Raw genomic sequence first — 24,308 nt, 5'->3', positions numbered from 1 at the left:
CTGGATCAGGTCACCCAGCACATCGTTGGGCACCCGCCCACACAGACAACCCAGCACTTTGCCCTCGTGCATGAGGGGCTGGTAGAACATCAACGTGACTTCATCGTGGAAGCGCGAGGAAGACGGGCCGATCTGCAAGGTCAGCGAGTCGCTGTAGGGCCCGTGCAGAAACGGTGCTTTCAGCCCCTGCGCCAGGGCTGCCAAGTACTCGATACGTGGCGTGCCACGCTGGGGCCAGGTCGAAGCGATGACGCTGCCGTGCACATCGACGACAAACAGTTCGGAAAAGTCCTCCGCCTGGGCCAGCGTATTGCGCAACATCGCGCTATCGACTTGAGCGAGCCCGGGCGCCACCTGCTCGGCCAGGTCGGCCAGGTGCTCCCACTGTTCGCGCACCCACTCATGCAGCAACTGCACGCGGGTCTGAGCGATGGCTTCGAAGGTTTGCTCGACCTGCGGGTAACTGGCCCGGTTAAGGCGGCACGCCCAGCCCATGCTGAATTTGCCGGTTTTGCCAAACCACGGCAGCCAGCCCTTTTCACTCGACGATAACTGCATCGAACCACTGGAAAGCGACATTATCTTCACCATACGCGACATCGACTGGCAATCTGATAGCAAGTCGCACGCCAACGGCGGGAGGCATGATTAATCGGCGATCCCGCGGAGTGGATGCACTTCATCAGTGCAAGATGCCGGCAGGCAACCCCAGAACGCACCAGCCACGGGCAAAAATGAGCGGTTTAAGCATTCAACTGAAATGAGGCAAATAGCCTCCAGAACTGCTCGCAGATCGCACAACAGTTCGATAATCGCACAAATTCAGCCAAAGCCTCTCTACTGTTGCCCTATCTTGCGGCACGCTATAGCGAAAGTCAGCAAGCTATTTCAAGTGCTGACAGGCCCCATCGCTTCACGCGCTCCGGCCAGCCCGACAACCACAACTCCAGGAACAACCAGGAGCTCGCCTTGATCAATAAAACGTACGAGTCCATCGCCAGCGCGGTGGAAGGGATTACCGACGGTTCGACCATCATGGTCGGTGGCTTCGGCACGGCTGGCATGCCGTCCGAGCTGATCGATGGCCTCATTGCCACCGGTGCCCGCGACCTGACCATCATCAGCAACAACGCCGGCAACGGCGAGATCGGCCTGGCCGCCCTGCTCATGGCAGGCAGCGTGCGCAAGGTGGTCTGCTCGTTCCCGCGCCAGTCCGACTCCTACGTGTTCGACGAACTGTACCGCGCCGGCAAGATCGAGCTGGAAGTGGTCCCGCAGGGCAACCTGGCCGAGCGTATCCGCGCCGCAGGCTCCGGCATTGGTGCGTTCTTCTCGCCAACCGGCTACGGCACCCTGCTGGCCGAGGGCAAGGAAACCCGTGAGATCGACGGCCGCATGTACGTGCTGGAAATGCCGCTGCACGCCGACTTCGCACTGATCAAGGCGCACAAGGGTGACCGTTGGGGCAACCTGACCTACCGCAAGGCCGCCCGCAACTTCGGCCCGATCATGGCCATGGCTGCCAAGACCGCCATCGCCCAGGTCGACCAGGTCGTCGAACTCGGTGATCTGGACCCGGAACACATCATCACCCCGGGTATCTTCGTCCAGCGCGTGGTCGCCGTCACCGGTGCTACCGCTTCTTCGATTGCCAAAGCTGTCTGAGGCCTGCCATGACCATCACCAAAAAGCTCTCCCGCACCGAGATGGCCCAACGCGTGGCCGCAGACATCCAGGAAGGCGCGTATGTAAACCTGGGCATTGGCGCGCCAACCCTGGTGGCCAACTACCTGGGCGACAAGGAAGTGTTCCTGCACAGCGAAAACGGCCTGCTGGGCATGGGCCCAAGCCCTGCGCCGGGCGAGGAAGACGATGACCTGATCAACGCCGGCAAGCAGCACGTCACCCTGCTGACCGGTGGTGCCTTCTTCCACCATGCCGATTCGTTCTCGATGATGCGTGGCGGCCACCTGGACATCGCCGTACTGGGGGCCTTCCAAGTGTCGGTCAAGGGCGACCTGGCCAATTGGCACACGGGTGCCGAAGGCTCGATCCCGGCCGTCGGCGGTGCAATGGACCTGGCCACCGGCGCCCGCCAGGTGTTCGTGATGATGGACCACCTGACCAAGACCGGCGAAAGCAAGCTGGTGCCCGAGTGCACCTACCCGCTGACCGGTATCGCTTGCGTCAGCCGCATCTATACCGACCTGGCCGTACTGGAAGTGACACCTGAAGGGCTGAAAGTGGTCGAAATCTGCGCGGACATCGAGTTTGACGAACTGCAGAAACTCAGTGGCGTGCCGCTGATCAAGTGATCCAGGAAGCCTTAGGGCTTTCCATGCCCTCTGCGGCACTATCGATAGTGCCGCACAAGCGCCGCGAGCAGGGAGCACGCGGTGCTTGAGGCCGCCTTTCCAACCGCTTCGGAGCCGATAGACGAGAACTCTCGGAGAGGTCAACCCAATGAGCTATCGAGCGGGAGCCAGATAGCGGCGTAAAAAATTGCCGGCCACGACTTTACGCCTTTTTTACTCGACATTACCGTAAAGCAGGCAATACTGCCGGCACTGTCCCAACGAGCTCCCTCAATGCCGCTTCCTGCATTGCGTTTCATCGCCTTCATTATTGGTGTATTCCTGATCACGTTGGCCGTCAGCATGGTGATTCCAATGCTGACGCTGCTGGTGTACGACCGCAGCGACGACCTCGGTGCATTCGTCTGGTCGAGCCTGATCGTTCTGTGTGTCGGCCTGCTCATGGTGGCCCGCGGCGTCCCCGACACACCGCAACTGCGGACCAGGGACATGTATCTGCTCACGACGGCAAGCTGGGTCATCGTGTGCGCATTCGCGGCGCTGCCAATGGTGTTCATTCGACACATCAGTTACACGGACGCGTTCTTCGAAACCATGTCAGGAATCACCACCACCGGCTCGACCGTGCTGACCGGCCTGGACAGTGCATCGCCGGGGCTGCTGATATGGCGTTCGCTGCTGCACTGGCTGGGAGGCATTGGTTTTATCGGCATGGCCGTGGCGATCCTGCCACTGCTGCGCGTGGGCGGCATGCGCCTGTTCCAGACCGAGTCTTCGGATTGGTCTGACAAAGTGACGCCGCGTTCGCATGTGGCAGCCAAGATAATCCTGCTGGTCTACCTGGGCCTGACTGCATTGGGGACAGGGGCATTGTGGGCTGCCGGCATGACCCCGTTCGAAGCCATCAATCATTCGATGTCGCTGGTTTCAACCGGTGGTTTCTCTACCTCGGATGCCTCGCTGGGCCATTGGGAGCAGCCAGCGGTGCACTGGGTGGCTGTGGTCATCATGATACTCGGCAGCCTGCCCTTCACGCTGTATGTCGCCACGCTGCGTGGCCATCGAGGCATCCTGCTCAAGGACCATCAAGTTCGCGGTTTCATTGGTTTTCTCGTCTTCGTCTGGCTCACCGTCGGAACCTGGCTCTGCCTGCACAGCGATCTGGCCTGGTGGGATGCGTTTCGTATTGTTGCGGTGAATGTGACCTCGGTAGTAACCACAACAGGCGTTGCCGTGGGTGATTACACGCTCTGGGGCAGCTTCGCCATCATGCTGTTCTTTTACCTGACGTTTGTCGGCGGGTGCTCGGGCTCCACCGCTGGCGGTTTGAAAATATTCCGGTTCCAGGTGGCCGCTGCCTTGCTTGTCAGCAGCCTGAAGCAGTTGATCCATCCACGGGCAACGATCTCGAAGAAATACAATGGGCATCCCATCGATGAAGAGATCGTACGGTCACTGCTGACGTTCTCGTTCTTCTTCACCGTCACCATTGCGGTCATCGCCCTGGGCCTGTCTTTGATAGGACTCGACTGGATGACGGCGTTGAGCGGGGCGGCCACCGCCGTGTGCAACGTCGGTCCAGGCCTGGGCACGCTTATCGGTCCAGCAGGTAATTTCGCCTCCTTGCCGGACGCAGCGAAATGGTTGCTGACGGTTGGCATGCTACTTGGACGGCTCGAGATCCTCACCGTACTGGTACTGGTCTCGCCAGTCTTCTGGCGATTCTAGAGCAGAGGCCATCCAGCCAATCAGCCATAAAATTGGGCAGGGACAGCATATTCGTTCTAGGTTTACTGGCGCAGGAATAACAACAACAAGCGGAGAACGACGCCATGAACCCAGCCCTTCGCCTGGCATTGGCCAGCACCTTGTTTGCTGTCAGCGCGGCTGCCCAGGCCGCACCGACCTTCATCAACATCCTCACAGGCGGTACCAGTGGTGTCTATTACCCGGTAGGCGTAGGCATTTCACAGATCTACAGCCACGGCATAGAGGGCAGCAAGACCACGGTGCAAGCCACCAAGGCCTCGGTAGAGAACCTCAACCTGTTGCAAGCCGGTCGAGGGGAGTTGGCATTCGCACTGGGGGATTCGGTGGCAGATGCCTGGAAGGGCGATGCAGAGGCTGGATTCAAAACGCCCTTGAAGAAACTCCGTGCCATCGCAGGTACCTACCCGAACTACATCCAGATCGTCGCCAGCAAGGAGTCTGGGATCACATCCCTGTCAGACCTCAAAGGCAAGCGTATCTCGGTTGGAGCCCCCAAATCCGGGACAGAACTGAACGCCCGAGCCATCTTCAAAGCCGCGGGGCTTACCTACCAGGACATGGGAAAAGTTGAATACCTGCCCTATGCGGAGTCCGTCGAACTGATCAAGAACCGTCAGCTTGACGCCACGCTGCAATCCTCAGGGCTCGGTCAAGCGGCTATCCGAGACCTGGCCGCGACCTTGCCGGTAGTGTTCGTGCCTATCCCTGCCGAGGTCGTCACCCGCATTGGCAACAATGCCTACCAACCCGCCACCATTCCTGCCAACACCTATGATGGCCAGAAGGCGGACGTATCAACGGCGGCCATCAACAACATCCTCGTCACCCGCGCCGACATCGGCGATGACCTGGCCTATCAGATGACCAAGCTGATATTCGAGAACCTTCCACGCCTGGTCACGGCCCACGCTGCAGCGAAAGATATCCAGGCAGAAAATGCCGCCAAGAACCTGCCCATTCCGCTGCATCCAGGAGCAGAGAGGTACTTCAAGGAGAAAAACCTGCTCCCCTGATGACATTCCTGAGCCATGGAGCAGCGTATGAGTGATACCGCGCAAGGTCTTCACGCCAGCACCGATCGCTGGCCTGCCGCGCTTTTTGCCGTGGCACTGGTCTTTTCGGTTTTCCAGATCGCCACGGCGGCCTTCCCCCTGATTTCCACCCAAGTACTGCGTGCAATACACGTGGGGTTCCTGTTGCTGGTGGTGTACCTGAGCTATTCATTCGTTGGCCACCGTCGGCCGTGGCAACCCCTTGCCTGGCTGCTGGGCCTTGCGGGAATGGCGACGGCTGCATACCAGTGGTACTTCGAAGGGGATCTGATTCAACGCTCCGGTGAGCTGACCACCAGTGACCTGATCGTGGGGCTGTTGCTTATTGGTTTGGTCTTTGAAGCCGCGCGACGCGTCATGGGCATAGCGTTGCCCATCATTTGCGCCCTGTTTCTGGCCTATGGGTTGCTTGGCCAACACTTGCCAGGCGAACTCGCGCATCGAGGCTACGGCCTCGATCAGATCGTCAATCAGTTGGCCTTCGGCACCGAGGGGCTGTATGGCACACCGACCTATGTCTCAGCCACCTACATTTACCTGTTTATCCTGTTCGGCGCATTTCTTGAGCAGGCGGGCATGATTCGTCTGTTCACCGATTTCGCCATGGGGCTGTTCGGCCATCGCAGCGGAGGGCCGGCCAAAGTGTCGGTGTTCTCCTCGGCACTGATGGGTACCATTACCGGCTCGGGGGTGGCCAATGTCGTCACCACCGGACAGTTCACCATTCCGCTGATGAAGCGTTTTGGCTACAAACCTGCATTTGCCGGTGGCGTCGAGGCGACCTCCAGCATGGGCAGCCAGCTGATGCCGCCGGTGATGGGCGCCGTGGCGTTCATCATGGCCGAGACGATCAACGTGCCCTACGCCGAGGTGGCGAAAGCCGCGCTCATCCCAGCATTGCTGTACTTCGGCTCGGTCTACTGGATGGTCCACCTGGAGGCTCGGCGCAGCCATCTGCACGGCTTGCCTCGCGAACAGTGCCCGAGTGCCTGGGATGCGTTGCGACAACGTTGGTTCCTGCTGGTACCGCTGATGGTCCTGGTCGCCCTGTTGTTTTCCGGGCGAACGCCTTTGTACTCGGGAATGGTCGGCCTGGCCCTGACCGCCATCGTCATCCTAGGTTCGGCGATCATCCTGCGCGCTCAAAAAACCTGGCTGCGCGCGGCTTTCTGGGTTGCACTCGGGATACTGTGTTCAGGTTTTTTCCGCATGGGGATCGGGGTGATCCTGATGGTCATTGCCGGCCTGGCCATTGCGTGCTGCTTTGTCCAGGGCGGCCGTGCCACCCTGCACGCATGCGTCATGGCCCTCGCGGAGGGTGCCCGTCATGCGGTGCCGGTGGGCATTGCCTGTGCGCTGGTCGGCGTCATTATCGGCGTCATCTCGCTGACCGGCCTGGCCACCACCTTTGCCGGATACATCCTTGACCTGGGACGGGACAACCTGTTCCTCTCGCTGGTGTTGACCATGCTCACTTGCCTGGTACTGGGTATGGGCATCCCGACCATCCCCAACTACATCATCACCAGCTCCATTGCCGCCCCCGCCCTGTTGGAGCTCGGGGTCCCGCTGATCGTCTCGCACATGTTCGTGTTCTATTTCGGCATCCTGGCCGACCTGACGCCGCCAGTGGCATTGGCATGCTTTGCAGCGGCCCCGATTGCCAAGGAAAAAGGCCTGTTGATCAGCTTCTGGGCGGTGCGCATTGCCTTGGCCGGTTTCGTTGTGCCCTTCATGGCGGTCTATGACCCGGCGTTGATGATGCAAGGTGACAGCATGGGCTCCACGTTGTACATGGTGATCAAGGCGGCGTTCGCGGTAGCCCTCTGGGGATGTGCGTCGATCGGGCATTTGCGTGCCCCCATGCCCTGGTGGGAGCGCCTGTTGGCGTTCGCGGCTGGTGTGTCATTGATACTTGCCCTGCCCATCAGCGATGAGGTCGGTTTTGCTTTGGGTGCGGCAGTGCTGGGTTGGCACTACTGGCGAAGCCGACCGGCCTCTGGCCACCTCGCATGATCAGCCTTTGCGTTGGGTTGGCCGGTGTGGTCTGGGTCAGCCTGCCACTGAACGGTTTTACCCTTGCGTGGCAGCACAGTATCGAAAAGGTCCGCTGGGAAGAGGATTACCAAGTGACCCCGGCGGGCCTGGTACTGGTAGAGGCACGGGTCAAAGGCAGCGGGGCCGGCATGGAGATTCCGGACGACGCTCAACTGCGTGACGGCACTTGGCACTATCGTCGTCATCTACCACCGCTGCAGCCCTTGCACGCCGGGCGAACGCCCGAGGCTGGTGACTACCAGGTCTGCACGACAGACGGGTGCCAGCCACTGTCCTATTGGTTAGGACCGCCGAGCGAACGCATTGCTGCAGTAGACTTCTGGGCCTGTGAGAATCCGCCTTTGGACAGCAGGCGCACCGCCCTGCCCTGACGGCGACAGGGCAGGACCGAATCCACTTCAGCCCACCACGTGCAAGTAATGCAGGTGGCGTTCGTACTGATCCAGGATGTCGCCAATCACATCGTCACGGCTCCACCCCATGATGTCGTAGTCCTGGCCCCCTTCTCGCAGATGCACTTCCGCGCGGAAATACTTGCGGGAATCGGCACCGTCTTCGGTGTCCCGCATGACGAAGCTTGGCGTATTGAAGGCCCGTGGCCGCACCTCGTAGAGGAAACGTCCTTCACCGGCATGGGAGAGCTCCAGAGATACCCGCCCATCATCACGCTCATTCACGCTCACCTCGTAGCCTTGCTTGCGCAGCTCCTGGGCGACCTCTTCACAGGCCGGCCTCACCACCTCGGCGATAAAGCGCGTGACATGAACCCGGCGAGGCATCAATGCAATATTGCGCAGCCTCCGCTGCCAGCCGCCGTGTGGGTGGCGGGTATGGCGTGGGCCCGGCAAGGCTTGATTGCGCAACCCGCGGCGAGTCGCATCAAGACTCAGCGCCTTGAACAAGCCCCAAATCGCAACCAGCAGGATGACCGCGAACGGCAAAGCGCTCGCAATGGTCGCGGTCTGCAGCGCCTTCAGACCGTTCGCCAGCAGCAACGCGATCGCGACTGCGCCTATGCAGACTGACCAGAAGATACGTTGCCACAGGGGTGAATGACCTTGTCCGGAAGAGGCGAGCATATCCACGACCAGCGCACCAGAGTCCGCCGAGGTCACAAAGAACACGACCACCATCAGCACCGCGACCAGCGAAATGATGCTGGAGAACGGAAAATGCTCCAGGAAAGCAAATAACGCGAGGGAACTGTCCTCACTGACCACAGCAGCCAGATCCTTCACGCCATCGTTGAGGATCATATGGATTGCCGAGTCGCCGAACACGGTCATCCACAGCAAGGTGAAACCCGCAGGCACGAACAGTACGCCGCAGACGAATTCGCGGATGGTCCGCCCTCGCGAAATACGTGCGATGAACAAACCCACGAAGGGCGACCAGGACAACCACCAGCCCCAGTACAGCAAGGTCCAGCCGCCGATCCAGTCGGTGGGCTCGTAAGCGTAGAGATTGAAGGTTTTATTGACGATGTCCGAAAGGTAGGCGCCGGTATTCTGTACATAGGTCTGCAGCAGGAACACCGTAGGCCCAAGCAGCAGCACGAACAGCATCAGGATCACCGCCAGGCTCAGGTTGAGTTCGGACAGGATGCGAATACCTTTATCCAGGCCGCTAGCCACCGAAAGCGTCGCCAATGCGCAGGTGGCGGTGATGAGGATGACTTGCACGGTGGTGTTTACCGGCAAACCGAACACATGATGAAACCCGCTGTTGATCTGCAATACCCCATAACCCAGCGAGGTGGCCACACCAAACACCGTGCCGAGGATGGCGAAGACATCCACGGCATGCCCTATAGGGCCATAGATTCGCTCACCGATCAGCGGATAGAGTGCCGAACGCAAGGTTAACGGAAGGCCATTGCGGAAGCTGAAGTAGGCCAAGATCAGCGCGACGATGGCATAGATCGCCCAGGCATGCAGGCCCCAGTGGAAAAAGGTGATTTTCATGGCTTCGCGCGCCGCGGCAACGGTGCCGGGATCGCCCACGGGCGGCGTGGAGAAATGCATGACCGGTTCGGCCACGCCGAAGAACATGAGGCCAATCCCCATTCCTGCCGAGAACAGCATGGCGAACCAACTGCTCTTTCGGTAATCCGGCTCACTGTGGTCAGGGCCTAGCTTGATGTCGCCATAGCGGCTGACGGCCAGAAACACCACGCTGATCAACACCAACGCTACAACAAGAATGTAGAACCAGCTGGCATTGGTGATGATCCATCGCTGGACTTGCTCGAACAGCGTTTGGGCGTGCTCCTGAAATGCCGTGGCGTACAAGACCAGCAGAAAAACAAGTATCGCACTGGTGTAGAAGACAGGTGGATTGAGGGTGCTCCTGGGTTTGGGGGCTGCAGTCATAGCGGCAGTTCTCCTTGCAAGGCGATGAGCACAGCGTGCCTGGGCACGACGACATTTACCAAGGCTAGCAGCTGGATAAACTCTCGTTTGCCAAGCTCGGTGTGCTCGAAAACAACCACAAACCCTAACGTCTGCAGGAAAAAATCTCAAACCGACGCCTCATTGGAGTGAATGGTTTGGCGCTTTTTGTTCATCTGCGAGTGGTTATTCGGTAGACTACCGCACGGGTGCCAGCTGCACGGTGCAGTGAGGCAGGTTAAAGAACAGCGCAGGTCGGGCCGCCATGCGGGAGCACCTGTGCCTATGCATAAACAAGAATTACCTCGCGCCCAGAAACTGGCCGAGCGCGCCTTCGCCAACCTTGAACGCTTTTTGCACATTGAAGCGGTCAGCGGCATCGTTCTGTTGATTGCCGCAGTCGCTGCCCTGATCTGGGCGAATTCCCCGGCTGCCGACAGTTATGAAGCCCTTTGGCATACCCCGTTGACGTTCGGCGTGGGCTCGCATGTCTATTCGCAGTCCCTGCATTTCTGGATCAATGATGGCCTGATGACCATCTTTTTCCTGGTCGTGGGCATGGAGATCCGCCGCGAGATCCACGAAGGTGCACTGTCCAGCCTGCGTCAAGCCACGCTTCCCATGGCAGCCGCTGTCGGCGGCGTAGCGGTACCCGCACTCCTCTACCTAAGTTTTGGTCACGCGCCAGCAGACCAACAAGGTTGGGCCGTGCCAACGGCGACGGATATCGCCTTTGCGGTGGGCGTATTGGCCCTGCTCGGCAAGTCGATCCCGTCCAACGTACGTGTGTTCCTCCTCGCCCTGGCAATCATCGATGACATCATCGCAGTCCTGATCATCGCGTTCTTCTACTCAGGCGGCCTTGATTACACCGGCTTCGGCGTTGCAGTGATCGGCCTGCTAATGGTGATCGGGCTTCAGAAGATCGGAGTGGGTTCAGCCTACGCCTATGTCATTCCCGGTGCGATCGTCTGGCTGGGCATCTTGTTGACCGGCGCCCACCCGACCCTCGCAGGCGTCGTGCTGGGCCTGATGACACCTGTCACCGCAATGCCGATGCGTGAGCGCCCACTGGACGCCATTACCCGCTTCACCGGCGAATTGCTGGGGCGCGCCAAGGCGCCTGAGCAAGATGCCAGCGACCTCATGGACCCGTTGAAACGACTGCGCCTGGCCCAGCGCGAACTGCTGCCGCCGGTAGTGCGCATGCAAGGCACCCTGCACCCCTGGGTAGCCTTCGGCATCATGCCGGTGTTTGCCTTGGCCAACGCCGGGGTCAGCCTTTCGGGTGTCGACCTGTCCGCAGAAGGCCCCCAGTGGGTCATGATCGCCGTCGCTGTCGCCCTGGTCGCAGGAAAGCCCTTGGGCATCGTCAGCGTCAGTTGGCTGATGGTCCGCCTGGGCTGGTGCGTGCTTCCCGCCGAGGTCAACTGGCGTAGCATCATGCTGGTCGGGCTGCTGGCCGGCATCGGTTTCACCATGTCGATCTTCATCGCCAACCTCGCGTTCGTCGACCCTGGCTCACTCGGGGCAGCGAAACTCGGTGTGCTATCCGCGTCGTTGATCGCGGCCGTGCTGGGGTTGACCTGGGGGGTGTGGAGCATGCGCAGCGCAGCGTCTGCTACCAAAGCCGGTTCGCCCACCTAGCCACATTCCGGGACTGGCGATCCCTTGCAGTTGGGCAAGCGGATCGCCACTCCTGGTGCGGCTACAACCTGTGTCGGGTAGGCCTGTGCGGGAAAACACGCCATACTCACGGCTTTCCAAGTCAGCCATGTGTGGACAATGTCCGACCCTACCCGACCTGCACCTTCACTCCCCCGCCGTTCACGCTGGCGAGAATGGCGCCAGCGACTGGCGTTCTGGATCGGGGCATTGCTGGTGGGGCTCGTTGCGCTGGCATTCGCCTGGCTAGCCGACGCGGCGTTCGCTTCTTTCAAGCGCTTGCTGGAATGGGCACCCTGGTCACCTCTTCTCATCACTCCGCTGGGTTTCGCGCTCCTGGCTTATCTGACGCAACGATGGTTTGAGAATGCCAAGGGTAGCGGCATCCCCCAAGTCATCGCCGCCCTGGAAATGCCCTCTCGGCGGCTGCGCGCCCGATTACTCTCGCTCCATGTGGCTGCAGCACGCATGAGCCTGACGCTGGGCGCCCTGCTGGTCGGCGGTTCGGTTGGCCGGGAAGGCCCGACCGTCCACATCGGCGCCGCAGTGCTCTATTCCTTTGGCCGACGCTTAGGCCTGCACGGCCGGCGCACCATCGCTGGCCTGGTGCTCGCCGGAGGCGCCGCGGGTATTGCCGCAGCCTTCAATACACCGTTAGCGGGGGTAGTCTTTGCCATTGAGGAGTTGAGCCGCACGTTCGAGCAACGTTTCAGTGGCTTGGTGCTCACTGCGGTGCTGATCGGCGGGGTCGTGACGCTGGGGCTGATGGGGCATTACGCCTACTTTGGCGAGATCAGCGGTCGGATGCCGGTGGGCTGGGGCTGGAGCGTCGTTCCTGCCTGTGCAGTGCTGGGCGGGCTGCTGGGTGGTTTTTACGCCAAGCTTGTGCTGCCCACCGACAAGGGCATACTCGGCCAGGTCTGTACGTTACGCGGACGCTATCCAGTGCGCTTTGCTGCCACCTGTGGGTTGCTGCTGGCCACCTTGGGGCTCGTCTCTGGCAATCATGTATTCGGCACCGGGTATGAAGAAACGCGTGCGTTGCTGGAGGGGCAGCCGATCACGGACACAAGCTTTCTCCTGTGGAAGTTTCTGGCCAACGTCGCGTCCTATCTTTCCGGGATTCCAGGCGGGCTCTTTTCGCCTTCGCTGAGCATCGGCGCCGCCTTTGCGCCGCTGTTGAGCTTGCTGCCCGATGTTGACCCTCAGGCAGGCGCACTACTCGGCATGGGCGCATACCTGGCCGGTGTGACACGCTCGCCACTGACCGCCTCGGTCATCGTGCTTGAACTGACACATAGCCCGGACCTGGCCATTCCCATGTTGGCCGCGACACTGATGGCGGCGGCCATCTCTGGATGGGTGTCTCCGGTCTCGCTTTACCATGCCTTGGCCAAGCAGATTACCGACAAGCTTCATGCTGCCGCGTCTTCTTCCACAGAACCCGCCGCTCGCCAAACGAGCGCTACCGAAAAACCTTGAGCAGCACCAAGCCTGCCCTGCCAGACGTTAACGGGTAGTCAGGTAGCGGAACTGCCCTGAGGGGGACGGGGCTCCCAACAGGGTGGAACTGTCGCGCGCATTCACGCGTCCGTAGAGTCTGTTGGCCGCTTTAGCACCCCGAGCAACAGCAGGTCGAACGCCTTGCCAGCCTGCGCCAAGCGTGCATTGCCGTCTTCGGCCTCCGCGATCCACACAGCAGCTTCAGCCAAGCTGCCGTAGATCAACGCAGCCAGCGCTTGAGCGTGCGCGTTGACGAAAACGCCCTCTAGTACCAGGTTGTCGATCAACTGGCGCAGCGACTCTATGCAATACCGCTGGGCCTCAGGCGAGCCGCCTCCCAACACCGCTCTGGCGTCGCGCAGCACGATACGCTGGATCTCGGGCTCCAGCGCCATCTCCAGGTAGGCGTGGCAGCGTTGGCGGAAGCCGTCCAAAGCGTTATCGGCGGTCTCGGTAATAGCACGCAGGCGCTCGTCCATTTCAGCGTCGAGTTGCTCAACGACGGCTGCCAGCAAGCCCTTCTTGTCGCCAAAGTGGTGGTACAACGCCCCCCTCGTCAAGCCCGCCCGGGCGGTCAGATCATCCATCGAGGCGTGCGCAAACCCCTGCTCGCTGAACATCTGGCGGGCGGTGGCCAGTAACAGGGCTCGGGTTTCTTGCATTGCGGCGCGGGTGCGGCGAACCATCCAGCTATTCCTTGTGTTCTGGCGGCATGGGGTAGGCGTATACGAGTATTCATACCGCTTGCACGCATTGTCTTGGGCGCGAGGCGCACTGACAAGCCTGTCGTATCGTCGCGCGGTGACCGAACCCCCAAGCCTGGCGGCCAGCCCTGAAGCCGATCAAAGCGAATACGACGCCTGTCGGGCTCGGTCGCGCATGCGCTGGTAGCCCCAAAGCGCGACCAACAACACTGCGGCCCCGGCGGCCAAGGCCACGTTGAATCCGGCCTGGGCACCCCACACATCGACCACCTGCCCAGATGCTGCGGCACCGCCGGCAACTCCAACGTTGAGACCGGCGAGCAACCAGGTCATCCCTTCGGTCAGCTTGCTTTCGGGCACGATGCGCTCTACCAGCGACATCGCCACGATCATGGTCGGGGCGAAGAACAGGCCCGCAACCAGCACGGCGATGGCCAGCCCGATGATGTTTCCCACCACCAGCAGCGGCAAGGTTGTCGCCGCCGTCGCCAACCCACCCAGCAGTAGCAGCTTGTGTAGCGGGGTATCGAGTTTCAGGACACCGAACACCAGCCCCGCGACACAGGAGCCTATGGCATAACAGGACAGCACTACGCTGGCCGCAGCCGGCATGTCCATCTGCTCGGCGAATGCCACGCTGACGATGTCGACCGTACCGACGATCAAGCCCATAGCGACCATCAGCAAGGTCAGCAGGCGTACGTCGGCCAGCCTGAACACCGACATGCTGTCTTGCCCGGTGGCGGCATCGGCCTCTACTGGCGGCTCGGTGCCGACCTGCACCGCCAAGGCGAACACGCCGATGGCCAGGAACACGGCAGCAGCCAATGTACCGGCCTGCGGAAGTACCGCCACGCTCAGCCCCACCGAAATCGGCGGGCCAGCAATGAAGGTGACTTCGTCAAGAACGGTTTCCAGCGAGTAGGCTGTCTTCAGTTGCACCTTGCCGCGGTAAATCGCGGTCCAGCGCGCGCGCACCATAGCCGACATGCTGGGCATGAAGCCGGCGAGCGCGGCCCCGACGAATAGGGTCCAGTCCGCCAGCCGCCAATAGCTGCAAGCCAACAGCAGAAGGATGCCCAGCACGCTGAGCCCGGCGGCGGCCGGCAATAAGCGGCCCTGGCCATGGCGGTCGACCAGGCGCGAGATCTGCGGCGACATCAGTGCATAGGTCAGCACGAAGGTGGCCGCCACCGCACCGGCCAGGCCGTAACTGCCGGTGATCTGAGACAACATGGTGATGATCCCGATACCGGTCATCGGCAACGGCAGCCGGGCCAGCAGGCCGGCCAAGGCGAAGCCCTTGGCGCCTCTGGCCTGGAACAACTCGCGGTAGGTACTGAACACGCTCGACTCTCCTTATCGAAAGGCCCTTGGGCAGTCACGCTCAAGGCAAAATACATGCAGCTCGTATGATTAAAACCTTATTATCATACGAACTGAATGTAAACCCTCATGATCCGCCGGGAACCTCCTTATTCAGCCACCCTGCCCCCCGTGACGCCTTGCGTGTCGCGAGCAGTCGTTCGCCATTGAGCGCGAGTTGAACAGTGTGGGCGATGCCCTCCGCGCTTAGGAGGCGCGGGTCAAAAGGGTGGGCAATCTGCGCAACAATCCCACCGGGACTTGGCTTGCGTCATCCACTAGAGGAAGGAGTGCGGAACGATGGTACCGTCCCAATTTCAAGCGATTGAGTAGAGATGAGAAAGGCCCATCATTCGATGAGCCCTGTCAGACACCTAAGTGCGAAGGCATCAGGCGTCACGCCCGGCGGCGGCAAAGCCTTACAACTTCCAGTCCAAGCTGACCATCATTGTCCGTGGCTCACCTTGGTAAACGCCGTTGTAGAATCCAACGTTGTTGTAGTAATGCTCATCGAACAGATTCTTCACGTTAACCGACGCTGACAGGTGTTCATCGATTTGATAGCGTGCCATCAGCCCAACCACCGAGAACGCCTTCTGGCCGATCTTGTCTTTGGCAGTGATGATCCTGTCACCATCGCGCCCCACTGGGCGGTTGGCTATTTTGAAGTTGTCGCTCTGCCAATCCAGGCTCGCCCCAACGGTCAATGCCGGGGTCATCTTGTAGGTGCTGGAGAAGCGCACAAGGTTCAATGGCTGCTCGGTATTCTTTCGCTTTTTCTCGGCTGTGGCGGCATGGGTGTAGCTGTAGCCCAGGCTCATCTGCCAATCGGTCATCACCTCGCCCGCGACTTCAGCTTCGAAACCTTCAACGACTACACCTTTACCGCCGCTTTTGTAGAAAATTTCATTGCCATTGGGCGGCACCGAGTCATCCTGTTCCGCCACATTATCCTGTTTACTGCGGAACACGGCAGTACTCAGGTTCAGCCTTTCTTCGAACATACTGCCCTTGAGACCTACCTCATAGACTTTGCCAACGATAGGTTCAATGTACTGCTTGTTGACGTCTCTCACGGTCTGCGGGTTAAAAATGTCGGTATAACTGACGTAGGCGGTGAACTGGTCATTCAGGTCAAAAAGCACACCAGCGTAGGGTGTCCACTGATCGTTTTGCGTCTGCTTGGTAGTGGACTGACCGGCGACATTCAGCGCGTCGTCATAGTCCCATTCCCGACGCTCCGTCTCCCAACTGCCGTAGCGGCTGCCAACCACGAAGTGAAGGCGGTCTGTCGGGTTCAGCCGTGTTGCGATATACCCGGCTTTCTGACGGGTGTAGGAGCGCGAACTGTCCAGTCCGGTATCGATGTCATAGAACTTGGGGATAGACCCCATGTACTTCCAATCAGGAATCTTGTCGTAGTCTTGGGGCACAGGGAGACCAAGGCGATATGGCTCACTATTGCGCCGTTCTGACTCGCCGTAGCCGATCATGAAGTCATGACTGCGACCCATAAATTGGAAGGGGCCAGCGAGGTTGAAGTCGATCGCATCCATCTTCTCCTCCCCACCAAAATGCGCGTACCAGGCCCGCATGCCACTGCGGTCAGCTTCCGGGAAACCATTACCTCCGTAGTACACCTTGCCGTCACTGTCGGTTTGCCGATGGGTGTAGGCCACCTTCATCAGCCAGTCGTTACCCAGGCGCTGATCAAGGGTTGCGAATACCGTCTGGTCTTTCAATGGCCAGGAAGACCATGGGGCGCTGAGGTTGGTCGAGCGTGGCAGATTGGCTTTACTGCCATCGGCATTCCAGAAAGGCACCGTACCCCATGAGGAACCTTGGACGTGCTTGTTCTGATAGTCATATCCCACCGCCAGGACCGTGCTGTCGGTCAGGTCGGCTTCGAGTACGCCATACGCCACCTCACGCTGGGTGGCATATTTATTCATGAACGACTTGTTGTCGCGATACGCCAACACTGTGCGACCGCGCAGCCGCCCCTCCCAGCCTAATGGGCCGCCGACATCCAGGTAGGTGTAGTAGTTGTCGTAGCTGCCCCCACTGACACCGCTCTTGACCGCCAGTTCATGCGTTGGCCGCTTGCGCACCATCGCGATAGTGCCCGAGGGATCACCAGCGCCTGTCGTCAGCCCAGTGGCTCCGCGCACGACCTCAATTCGATCGTAGATGATGGTATCCGAGTCGGACTTAAGCCCGGAGAACGTGTTGAGCATTCCATCGATCTGGAAATTATTGATCGCGTAACCACGTGAGTAGTAGCTAGGTCGCTCCGAGTCATTTCGCTGAACCGTTACCCCCGTCACATGGGCCATGGCCTCGGACAGCGTGTTGAGCTGGAAATCGTCCAACTGCTGCCGGGATATCACCGAGACCGATTGGGGTGTTTCCTTGATCGAGAGGTTCAAGCGCGTGGCTGCACTCATGCTCCCGGTAGTGTAGGAGCCACTGTTCTCAGTGGTACTACCCAAGCTGGTAGCGACCACATCAGTGGAACCAAGCTCCAGCACACTGTCCTCGGATTTGGTTTCTGCCTCGGCCAGCGACAACGGGCAGAAGACGGAAGCACACAGGCCGAGAGTGAGTGTCATGGAAGGGTTGATCGACGGGGGCATCGCGGGCTGACTCCTTGTTCATGAAAAATCCTTGGCGCAGGAATCTACATGAAAATCATCCGCGCGTGATAATTAATATCATCTCGGTGATGGCAGCCCTTCCCCATCGCCCCTCTTGGGAGCAGGGTTCTTTGAGGGTTGAGGGATTCCATCGTCCGCGGCGTCAGTTGCCAAAGCGCGTGAGATCTACTGCTCCACTCGGGTTCAAGCGCTCAGGCGAGAAGGTCGAGCACACCAGTGTCACCGCGTATCGCTGCTCGGGAAGGTCGCCGAGATCGTCGGCGTGTCTCTGCGCAAAGGCGCCCAATGCCACATCGAGGGCAATGGGGCATACCTCAACGGCAGTGATTTTCAAGCACTGCGCGAAGTCAGTCAGCCAGGACGGCCAGTATTTGAGGGGGGGATGAACCACGCGCTCAGGTGGACCTGAGCCCAATAAAAAAGGTTCTTCACGGATTGCCGGGAAAGTCATTCTTGATCTTCATGAAAAAGAATTCGCTGTCCCGGTAACCGTAAGCCATCCGCTTGATCACCTTGATCCGGTTGTTGATGCCTTCCAGCTGGCCCGTATGCATCGGCCATCGCACCCTGCTCAAGATGCCGCGCCAGTATCCCTTCAGGCGTTTAGCAAACTGCTTCAGTGCCGGTATCGCGCTTTCATCAGCCAGACGCAGCCACTGCTTCCAGGCTGATCGCCAACCCCAGGCGGTGGTGGGCGACCACAGCGCTTTTAACTCTGCTTTCATCAGATAAACCGTCATCAGCGATTGGTTAGCCGACAGCAGATCCCTCAGGTGCACCTGTTGATCTTTTCGCTTGAGATTTTCCGGATTACGCAGCAGTAGCCAGCGTGCTTGCTTGATCACCCTGCGCGCGGGTTTGTCATGGCGCAGACGGTTGGCTTCGTCGACCCGTACCCGGTCAATCACCTCGCGCCCATACTTGGCGACTACATGAAACAGGTCGTAGACCACGCGTGCCTGAGGGCAGTGTTGGCGTACCTCCAGGTCAAATGCGGTGTTCATGTCCATCGCCACTGCTTCGATCCGCGCACAGCCTTCTGGCCCCAACTCCTCAAAGAAGGGCCTGACAGCCGCTCTGCTACGTCCTTCGCCAATCCACAGAACCCGGCGGGTATCGGCGTCCAGCACCACGCTGGCGTAGCGATGGCCTTTGAACAGGGCGAACTCGTCCATCACCAGGCGCCTGGGCTGGGCCTTTGGTAGCTTCTCTAGAGCGGCTTGTAGAGCTCGTCGCTCCAGCAAGCGCACACTGTCCCAATGCAAGTCAAACAGCTCAGCGACGTGCAGGGTAGGCAGCCGCTGGCAAGCCTGGATCACGGCCTCGGCCAAGCGCTGGGTCATACGCGAATAGCGATCAAGCCAGCTGACTGACTCCATCCGCTTGCCGCATGCGCGACACCCAACGCGCCGCAGTTCCACATTCAACCGTACCGCATGGCCAAGAATGGGGAGATCACGGATCGAACGCTGGCAGTATTCGTGGATGGCGGTGCTGGGCTGATGGCAGCCGCTGCAGGTGGGGAACCTAGTGGGCTGCGGAATCAGGTCGATCAGCAGATCGTCGCCGTCAGGCCTGATGGCAATGACAGAAAAGCCCTCCCAAAAGGGCAGAAACGTATTAATATCGTGCACAAGAACGCCGGTTTGTTGATGTGTTTGCTCGCACGAACATCATCCATCAAACCGGCGTTCTTGTTTCTGTCTTTCCCGGGATTCCGTGAAGAACCATAAAAAAGGGGCCGCAAGGGCCCCTTTCTTCTGCATGTCATTCCAAGTGTGTTCCCAAAACGCTCCCATTTGCGGGTTCAGCGGTGCGAACATCAATGAAATCAAGCACTTGTATGGCGGAAGCGTAGAGATTCGAACTCTAGGATAGTTGCCCATCGACGGTTTTCAAGACCGTTGCCTTAAACCACTCGGCCACGCTTCCAGCTCGTTTTGCGGCCGCCATAATACCTTAATGAAACACGCTGTCAAACTCTCTGTGTCGCGGGTTGCAGGAGCTCTGATAGACTCCTAGCATCTGAACGTCCGAAACCACAGGTTTACCAAGGAGTGTCGCCATGCGCGAACAGGATTACGCCGTCCACCACGGCCAGCAGGTCGAGCAGCAGGAGATCAGCAAGGTCCTGCGCAACACGTACAGCCTGCTGGCGCTTACCCTCGCCTTCAGCGGTGTCATGGCTTTCGTTGCCCAGCAGATGCGCGTCGGCTACCCGAACGTGTTCGTGGTGCTGATCGGCTTCTACGGGCTGTTCTTCCTTACCAACAAACTGCGTGATTCGGCCTGGGGCCTGGTGTCCACCTTCGCGCTCACCGGTTTCATGGGCTTCATCCTCGGCCCGATCCTCAACCGTTACCTGGGCATGGCCGGTGGCGCCGAGGTAGTGAGCTCCGCGTTTGCCATGACTGCGCTGGTGTTTGGTGGTCTGTCGGCCTACGTGCTGATCACCCGCAAGGACATGAGCTTCCTGAGTGGCTTCATCACTGCGGGCTTCTTCGTTCTGCTGGGTGCTGTCGTTGCCAGCTTCTTCTTCCAGATCAGCGGCCTGCAACTGGCAATCAGCGCTGGCTTCGTGCTGTTCTCGTCGGTCTGCATCCTGTTCCAGACCAGCGCGATCATTCATGGTGGCGAACGTAACTACATCATGGCAACCATCAGCCTGTATGTGTCGATCTACAACCTGTTTGTCAGCCTGCTGCAATTGTTTGGCATCATGGGTCGTGACGACTGATTGATTGCTGTACCGCAAGAAGCCCGCTTCGGCGGGCTTTTTTGTGGGCGCTGGAAATGGGTTGAGCTGCAGGATGCTGGTGCCGTCATCCCGTTTTCTCTACCGCTATCCGCCATCACCCCGTAGAATGCGCTCCTTTTTTCTTCCGGGGCGGCTTTCAGCAATGAGCTCACACGAACACAGCCCAGGCGCAGCGGCGCCTGCCAATGAACTGGTGCTTGGTCTGGAGGACAAGCCACGGCTGTTGATCGGCCTGTTGGCAGCCCTGCAGCACCTGCTGGCGATCATCGTGCCGATCGTCACCCCTGGCCTGCTGATCTGCCAGGCGCTGGGCGTATCTGCACGTGATACCAATTTGATCGTTTCGATGTCGCTGGTGATCTCGGGTATCGCCACCTTCGTCCAGTGCAAACGCTTCGGCCCATTTGGCGCGGGGCTGCTGATCGTTCAGGGCACCAGCTTCAACTTCGTCGGCCCGCTGATTGCCGGCGGTGCGCTGATGGTCAAGCAAGGCACGCCGGTTGAAGGCGTAATGGCAGCCATTTTTGGCGTAGTAATCGCAGGCTCGTTCGTCGAGATGGGCGTGTCGCGCATCCTGCCCTTCGTCAAACGCCTGATCACCCCGCTGGTGACTGGCATCGTGGTGTTGATGATCGGCCTGACGCTGATCAAGGTCGGCCTGATCAGCATGGGCGGTGGTTTTGGGGCCATGGCCAATGGCACCTTTGCCAATGGCGAAAACCTGCTGATGTCGGGCGTGGTACTGGCGATCATCGTCGTTCTCAACCGTATCCCGGTGGTGTGGATGCGCAGCTGCGCCATCGTCATCGCCCTGGCGGTCGGCTATGCGCTGGCCGGATACCTGGGCCGCCTGGACTTTACCGGCATGCACGAGGCCGCGCTGTTCCAGGTGCCGACACCACTGCACTTTGGCTTGGGCTTCTCGTGGGCGCTGTTCATTCCGATGCTGGTGATTTACCTGGTCACTTCGCTGGAAGCCATCGGTGACGTTACCGCCACCAGCAAGGTGTCGCGCCAGCCGGTCGAAGGGCCGGTGTGGATGCAGCGGATCAAGGGGGGCGTGCTGGTCAACGGCGCCAACTCGCTGCTGGCCGGTCTGTTCAACACCTTCCCTAGCTCGATTTTTGCCCAGAACAACGGGGTGATTCAGCTGACCGGTATCGCCAGCCGTCATATCGGTATGTGGATTGCCGTGATGCTGGTGTTGCTGGGGCTGTTCCCGAGTGTTGCCGGGGTGATTCAGGCCGTGCCGGAGCCGGTGCTGGGCGGCGCGGCGATGGTCATGTTTGGCGCGGTTGCGGCGTCGGGGATCAATATTCTGGCCAGCACCCGGCTGGACCGTCGGGCGCTGCTGATTATTGCCGTGTCGTTGGCACTGGGCCTGGGTGTGGCGCAGGTGCCAGAGTTCCTGGCGCACATGCCGGCGGCGATTCGCAATGTGCTGGAGTCGGGTGTGGCTACCGGAGGGATTTGTGCGCTGGTGCTGAACTGGTTCTTGCCGGAGGGCAAGGAGCAGGCTTGAACCTGGAGATTGAATGAAAAGCCCGCGCCCGCTTGCACAAGCGGGCGCGGGCTTTTTTGCTTTATCATGGCACCATTCCTTTGCATGAGTTAGCCATGAAATTCGCTATCGCGGTGTTCTCCCCGGCCCATGCGCCCTCTTCGCGACGCGCCCTGCGCTTCGCCGAGGCGGTGCTGGCCGGCGGGCATGAGATTGCCCGGCTGTTCTTCTATCAGGACGGGGTGCACAGTGCCTCGGCCAACGTCGTCGCGCCCCAGGACGAACTGGACGTGGCTGGCCAGTGGCGCACCTTCATACAGACCCATCAGCTGGACGCCGTGGTGTGTATCGCCGCCGCCCTGCGCCGTGGCGTGCTCGACGAAGCCGAGGCCAACCGCTACCAGCGCCCGGCCGTGAACCTGCCCAAGCCCTGGGAACTGTCGGGGCTGGGCCAACTGCACGAGGCCGCGCAAGTGGCTGACCGCCTTGTCTGCTTCGGAGGCGACTGATATGGCCAAGTCCTTGTTGATCATCAGCCGTCAGGCACCGTGGAATGGCCCCTCTGCCCGCGAGGCGCTGGACATCGCCCTGGCCGGCGGCGCGTTCGACCTGCCGTTGGGCATGCTGTTCCTCGACGATGGTGTGTTCCAGCTCGCGCCGGACCAGCAACCCGCCGCCGTGCAACAGAAGAACCTGGCCGCCAACCTGCAGGCGTTGCCGATGTTCGGTGTCGAAGAACTGTTCGCCTGCAACCACAGCCTGACCCGTCGTGGCCTGGCAGCCCATACCCTGGCGCTGCCGGTGCAAGTGCTCGATGACGCAGCGCTGGCCGCGCTGATAGCCCGTTTCGACCAGGTGATAACGCTCTGATGAAGACCCTGCATGTGATTGCCCATTCCCCGTTTGGCGACGAGCGCCTGGCCAGTTGCCTGCGCCTGCTCGGTGCCGAAGATGCCCTGCTGCTGTGCGGCGATGCCGTGTATGCCCTGCGCAGCGGCAGCGAGCCGCATGGCCATCTGCAAGCCGCCGGCCTGGCCCAGCGCCTGTTCGCCCTGGACGAGGATGTACAGTCCCGGGCGGTCGGCAACGACCTGGCAACGGCCGTGGACTACGCCGGGTTCGTCGAACTGTCGCTGCAATACGACAAGGTCAACAGCTGGCTATGAATACGCTCACCGTTGGCGATCAGGTGATCGCCCTGGACAAGGATGGCTTCCTGGTCGACCTGCAAGACTGGTCCCACGACGCCGCCGAGGCTTTGGCCAAGCGCGAGGGTATCCCGTTGACGGCGGACCACTGGGAAATCCTCGAACTGCTCCGTCAGTTCTACCAGGAATACCAGCTGTCTCCGGCCACCCGCCCGCTGATCAAGTACACGGCCCTCAAGCTGGGCCCTGAAAAGGGCAACAGCCCGCACCTTAACCGCCTGTTCAACGGCACCCCCGCCAAACTTGCCGCCAAGCTGGCGGGCCTGCCCAAGCCGACCAACTGCATATGACCGAACCTCGTCCGCTCACTCTGGAAACCCCCGCCGAACACCCGTTCGCCGAATTCGTGCGTATTCTCGGCAAAGGCAAGCGCGGCGCGCGTGGCCTGACCCGCGAGGAGGCCCGTGCAGCCATGACCCTGCTGCTGGAAGGCAAGGTCGAAGACACCCAGCTCGGTGCCTTCCTCATGCTGCTGCGGCACAAGGAAGAAAGCGCCGAAGAGCTGGCCGGCTTCACCGAGGCCCTGCGCGCCCACCTGCAGGCGCCGCGCATCGCCGTTGACCTGGACTGGCCCACGTACGCCGGCAAGAAGCGTCACCTGCCCTGGTACCTGCTGGCCGCCAAGTGCCTGGCCAACAATGGCGTGCGCATTCTGATGCACGGCGGCGGCGCACACACTGCCGGGCGTATGTATACAGAGCAACTCCTCGACCTGCTGCAGATTCCGCTGTGCCGCGACTGGGCCGCCGTCGGCAACGCGCTGGACCAGCACCAGCTGGCATTCTTCCCGCTGCACGACTGGGCGCCGCAGCTGCAACGCATGATCGACCTGCGCAACACCCTGGGCCTGCGCTCGCCCATCCACTCGCTGGCTCGAGTGCTCAACCCGCTGGGCGCTCGCTGTGGATTGCAGAGCATCTTTCACCCCGGTTACCAGGCCGTGCACCGCGAGGCCAGCCGCTTGCTGGGCGACCATGCCGTGGTGATCAAGGGTGATGGCGGCGAAATCGAGGTCAATCCCGATGTCATCAGCCATCTCTACGGCACCACGGCGGGTGAGGCGTGGGATGAAGAGTGGCCAGCGCTGAGCGAACGCCGCCATGTCAAGCCGCCCAGCCTGCAGGCAGAGCACTTGCTGGCGTTCTGGCGTGGCGAAGTGGAAGACAGTTATGGCGAGAAGGCCCTGATCGCGACCATGGCCCTGGCTCTGCGTGGCTTGGGACAGCACCGTGAGCAGGCGTTCGTAACAGCGCAAGGCTACTGGGACACTCGAGATAGATCGATCTAGCCGATAATAGAACCCCGATCTTTGCGCTATTTCTTCGAACGATTTGCCCTAGACTGGGCTCCAACGACAAACAA

20 protein-coding genes, 1 tRNA gene and 1 pseudogene are annotated in these 24,308 nt (G+C 60.4%); 16 read left to right on the top strand and 6 right to left on the bottom strand.

Translation table 11 applies throughout. The features are described 5' to 3' along the window. Window positions 1–969: 969 nt before the first annotated feature. The 6 genes from PRJ_RS10450 to PRJ_RS10425 all read left to right on the top strand — a co-directional run bounded on the left by PRJ_RS10450 (window position 970) and on the right by PRJ_RS10425 (window position 7,566). On the top strand, window positions 970–1,665 hold the full coding sequence (locus PRJ_RS10450; protein ID WP_104961322.1) for a 3-oxoacid CoA-transferase subunit A: 696 nt from the start codon (window positions 970–972) through the stop codon (window positions 1,663–1,665). Between the two features lie 8 nt (window positions 1,666–1,673). Continuing rightward, window positions 1,674–2,315 (top strand): 3-oxoacid CoA-transferase subunit B, encoded by a 642-nt coding sequence (locus PRJ_RS10445; protein WP_104961321.1) that lies wholly within the window; start codon window positions 1,674–1,676, stop codon window positions 2,313–2,315. 273 nt (window positions 2,316–2,588) lie between these two features. Next, the gene (locus tag PRJ_RS10440) at window positions 2,589–4,043 is read left to right on the top strand and encodes a TrkH family potassium uptake protein (RefSeq protein WP_019438240.1); all 1,455 of its coding nucleotides are present in this window, start codon (window positions 2,589–2,591) and stop codon (window positions 4,041–4,043) included. A 104-nt stretch (window positions 4,044–4,147) separates the two neighbouring features. After that, entirely contained in the window at window positions 4,148–5,098 is a 951-nt protein-coding gene (locus PRJ_RS10435; protein ID WP_104961320.1) for a TAXI family TRAP transporter solute-binding subunit, read from the top strand. 27 nt (window positions 5,099–5,125) lie between these two features. Continuing rightward, window positions 5,126–7,153 (top strand): TRAP transporter permease, encoded by a 2,028-nt coding sequence (locus PRJ_RS10430; RefSeq protein WP_104962863.1) that lies wholly within the window; start codon window positions 5,126–5,128, stop codon window positions 7,151–7,153. Continuing rightward, a complete protein-coding gene (locus PRJ_RS10425) occupies window positions 7,150–7,566 on the top strand; it encodes a DUF1850 domain-containing protein (RefSeq protein ID WP_104961319.1) in 417 nt (138 codons plus the stop codon). The genes PRJ_RS10430 and PRJ_RS10425 overlap by 4 nt, the downstream gene beginning before the upstream one ends. 27 nt (window positions 7,567–7,593) lie before the next feature. Here PRJ_RS10425 and PRJ_RS10420 read toward each other — a convergent pair whose 3' ends face one another. Continuing rightward, window positions 7,594–9,567 (bottom strand): choline BCCT transporter BetT, encoded by a 1,974-nt coding sequence (locus PRJ_RS10420; RefSeq protein WP_010954773.1) that lies wholly within the window; start codon window positions 9,565–9,567, stop codon window positions 7,594–7,596. A gap of 303 nt (window positions 9,568–9,870) precedes the next feature. Between PRJ_RS10420 and nhaA the strand changes: the two genes are divergently transcribed. Both nhaA and PRJ_RS10410 read left to right on the top strand, forming a co-directional pair. Continuing rightward, window positions 9,871–11,232, top strand: coding sequence for a Na+/H+ antiporter NhaA (gene nhaA, locus PRJ_RS10415; RefSeq protein ID WP_010954774.1), 1,362 nt, complete (start codon window positions 9,871–9,873; stop codon window positions 11,230–11,232). A gap of 138 nt (window positions 11,233–11,370) precedes the next feature. Further along, on the top strand, window positions 11,371–12,732 hold the full coding sequence (locus tag PRJ_RS10410) for a chloride channel protein (RefSeq protein ID WP_256597956.1): 1,362 nt from the start codon (window positions 11,371–11,373) through the stop codon (window positions 12,730–12,732). Between the two features lie 101 nt (window positions 12,733–12,833). Here PRJ_RS10410 and PRJ_RS10405 read toward each other — a convergent pair whose 3' ends face one another. From PRJ_RS10405 to PRJ_RS10395, 3 genes are all read right to left on the bottom strand, one after another. Beyond that, on the bottom strand, window positions 12,834–13,439 hold the full coding sequence (locus PRJ_RS10405; protein WP_010954776.1) for a TetR/AcrR family transcriptional regulator: 606 nt from the start codon (window positions 13,437–13,439) through the stop codon (window positions 12,834–12,836). Between the two features lie 156 nt (window positions 13,440–13,595). After that, window positions 13,596–14,804, bottom strand: a complete 1,209-nt coding sequence (locus PRJ_RS10400) for an MFS transporter (RefSeq protein ID WP_104961317.1) — start codon at window positions 14,802–14,804, stop codon at window positions 13,596–13,598. A 437-nt stretch (window positions 14,805–15,241) separates the two neighbouring features. Next, complete coding sequence (locus PRJ_RS10395) at window positions 15,242–17,458, bottom strand: TonB-dependent siderophore receptor (RefSeq protein WP_104961316.1); 2,217 nt, start codon at window positions 17,456–17,458, stop codon at window positions 15,242–15,244. A 206-nt stretch (window positions 17,459–17,664) separates the two neighbouring features. On the opposite strand from PRJ_RS10395, the pseudogene PRJ_RS30355 reads away from it, so the two are divergent. Next, window positions 17,665–17,780: pseudogene (locus PRJ_RS30355) on the top strand (single-stranded DNA-binding protein); the annotation flags it as partial. Between the two features lie 127 nt (window positions 17,781–17,907). On the opposite strand, the gene PRJ_RS10385 reads toward PRJ_RS30355, so the two are convergent. Together PRJ_RS10385 and PRJ_RS10380 are read right to left on the bottom strand one after the other, a co-directional pair. Next, entirely contained in the window at window positions 17,908–19,113 is a 1,206-nt protein-coding gene (locus tag PRJ_RS10385) for an ISL3 family transposase (RefSeq protein ID WP_104960601.1), read from the bottom strand. Between the two features lie 210 nt (window positions 19,114–19,323). After that, a tRNA-Ser gene (locus PRJ_RS10380) sits at window positions 19,324–19,411 on the bottom strand. Between the two features lie 133 nt (window positions 19,412–19,544). On the opposite strand from PRJ_RS10380, the gene PRJ_RS10375 reads away from it, so the two are divergent. The 7 genes from PRJ_RS10375 (at window position 19,545) to PRJ_RS10345 (ending at window position 24,234) form a co-directional block, all read left to right on the top strand. Next, window positions 19,545–20,216: a Bax inhibitor-1/YccA family protein gene (locus PRJ_RS10375; protein ID WP_003251184.1), complete on the top strand. Its 672-nt coding sequence runs from the start codon at window positions 19,545–19,547 to the stop codon at window positions 20,214–20,216. Between the two features lie 163 nt (window positions 20,217–20,379). Beyond that, window positions 20,380–21,759, top strand: coding sequence for a nucleobase:cation symporter-2 family protein (locus PRJ_RS10370; RefSeq protein WP_104961315.1), 1,380 nt, complete (start codon window positions 20,380–20,382; stop codon window positions 21,757–21,759). Between the two features lie 95 nt (window positions 21,760–21,854). Then, window positions 21,855–22,247, top strand: a complete 393-nt coding sequence (gene tusD / locus PRJ_RS10365; protein ID WP_003251188.1) for a sulfurtransferase complex subunit TusD — start codon at window positions 21,855–21,857, stop codon at window positions 22,245–22,247. A 1-nt stretch (window position 22,248) separates the two neighbouring features. After that, window positions 22,249–22,608 (top strand): sulfurtransferase complex subunit TusC, encoded by a 360-nt coding sequence (gene tusC, locus PRJ_RS10360; protein WP_064491924.1) that lies wholly within the window; start codon window positions 22,249–22,251, stop codon window positions 22,606–22,608. Next, window positions 22,608–22,904: a sulfurtransferase complex subunit TusB gene (gene tusB, locus PRJ_RS10355; RefSeq protein ID WP_104961314.1), complete on the top strand. Its 297-nt coding sequence runs from the start codon at window positions 22,608–22,610 to the stop codon at window positions 22,902–22,904. Before tusC ends, tusB begins: the two co-directional genes overlap by 1 nt. Further along, complete coding sequence (locus PRJ_RS10350) at window positions 22,901–23,236, top strand: TusE/DsrC/DsvC family sulfur relay protein (RefSeq protein ID WP_010954804.1); 336 nt, start codon at window positions 22,901–22,903, stop codon at window positions 23,234–23,236. Before tusB ends, PRJ_RS10350 begins: the two co-directional genes overlap by 4 nt. After that, a complete protein-coding gene (locus PRJ_RS10345) occupies window positions 23,233–24,234 on the top strand; it encodes a glycosyl transferase family protein (protein WP_020191939.1) in 1,002 nt (333 codons plus the stop codon). The genes PRJ_RS10350 and PRJ_RS10345 overlap by 4 nt, the downstream gene beginning before the upstream one ends. The last annotated feature ends 74 nt before the right edge of the window (window positions 24,235–24,308 follow it).

This window comes from Pseudomonas sp. XWY-1 (assembly GCF_002953115.1).
GTDB lineage: Bacteria > Pseudomonadota > Gammaproteobacteria > Pseudomonadales > Pseudomonadaceae > Aquipseudomonas > Aquipseudomonas alloputida.
This window is presented reverse-complemented; position numbering and strand designations above follow the sequence as displayed.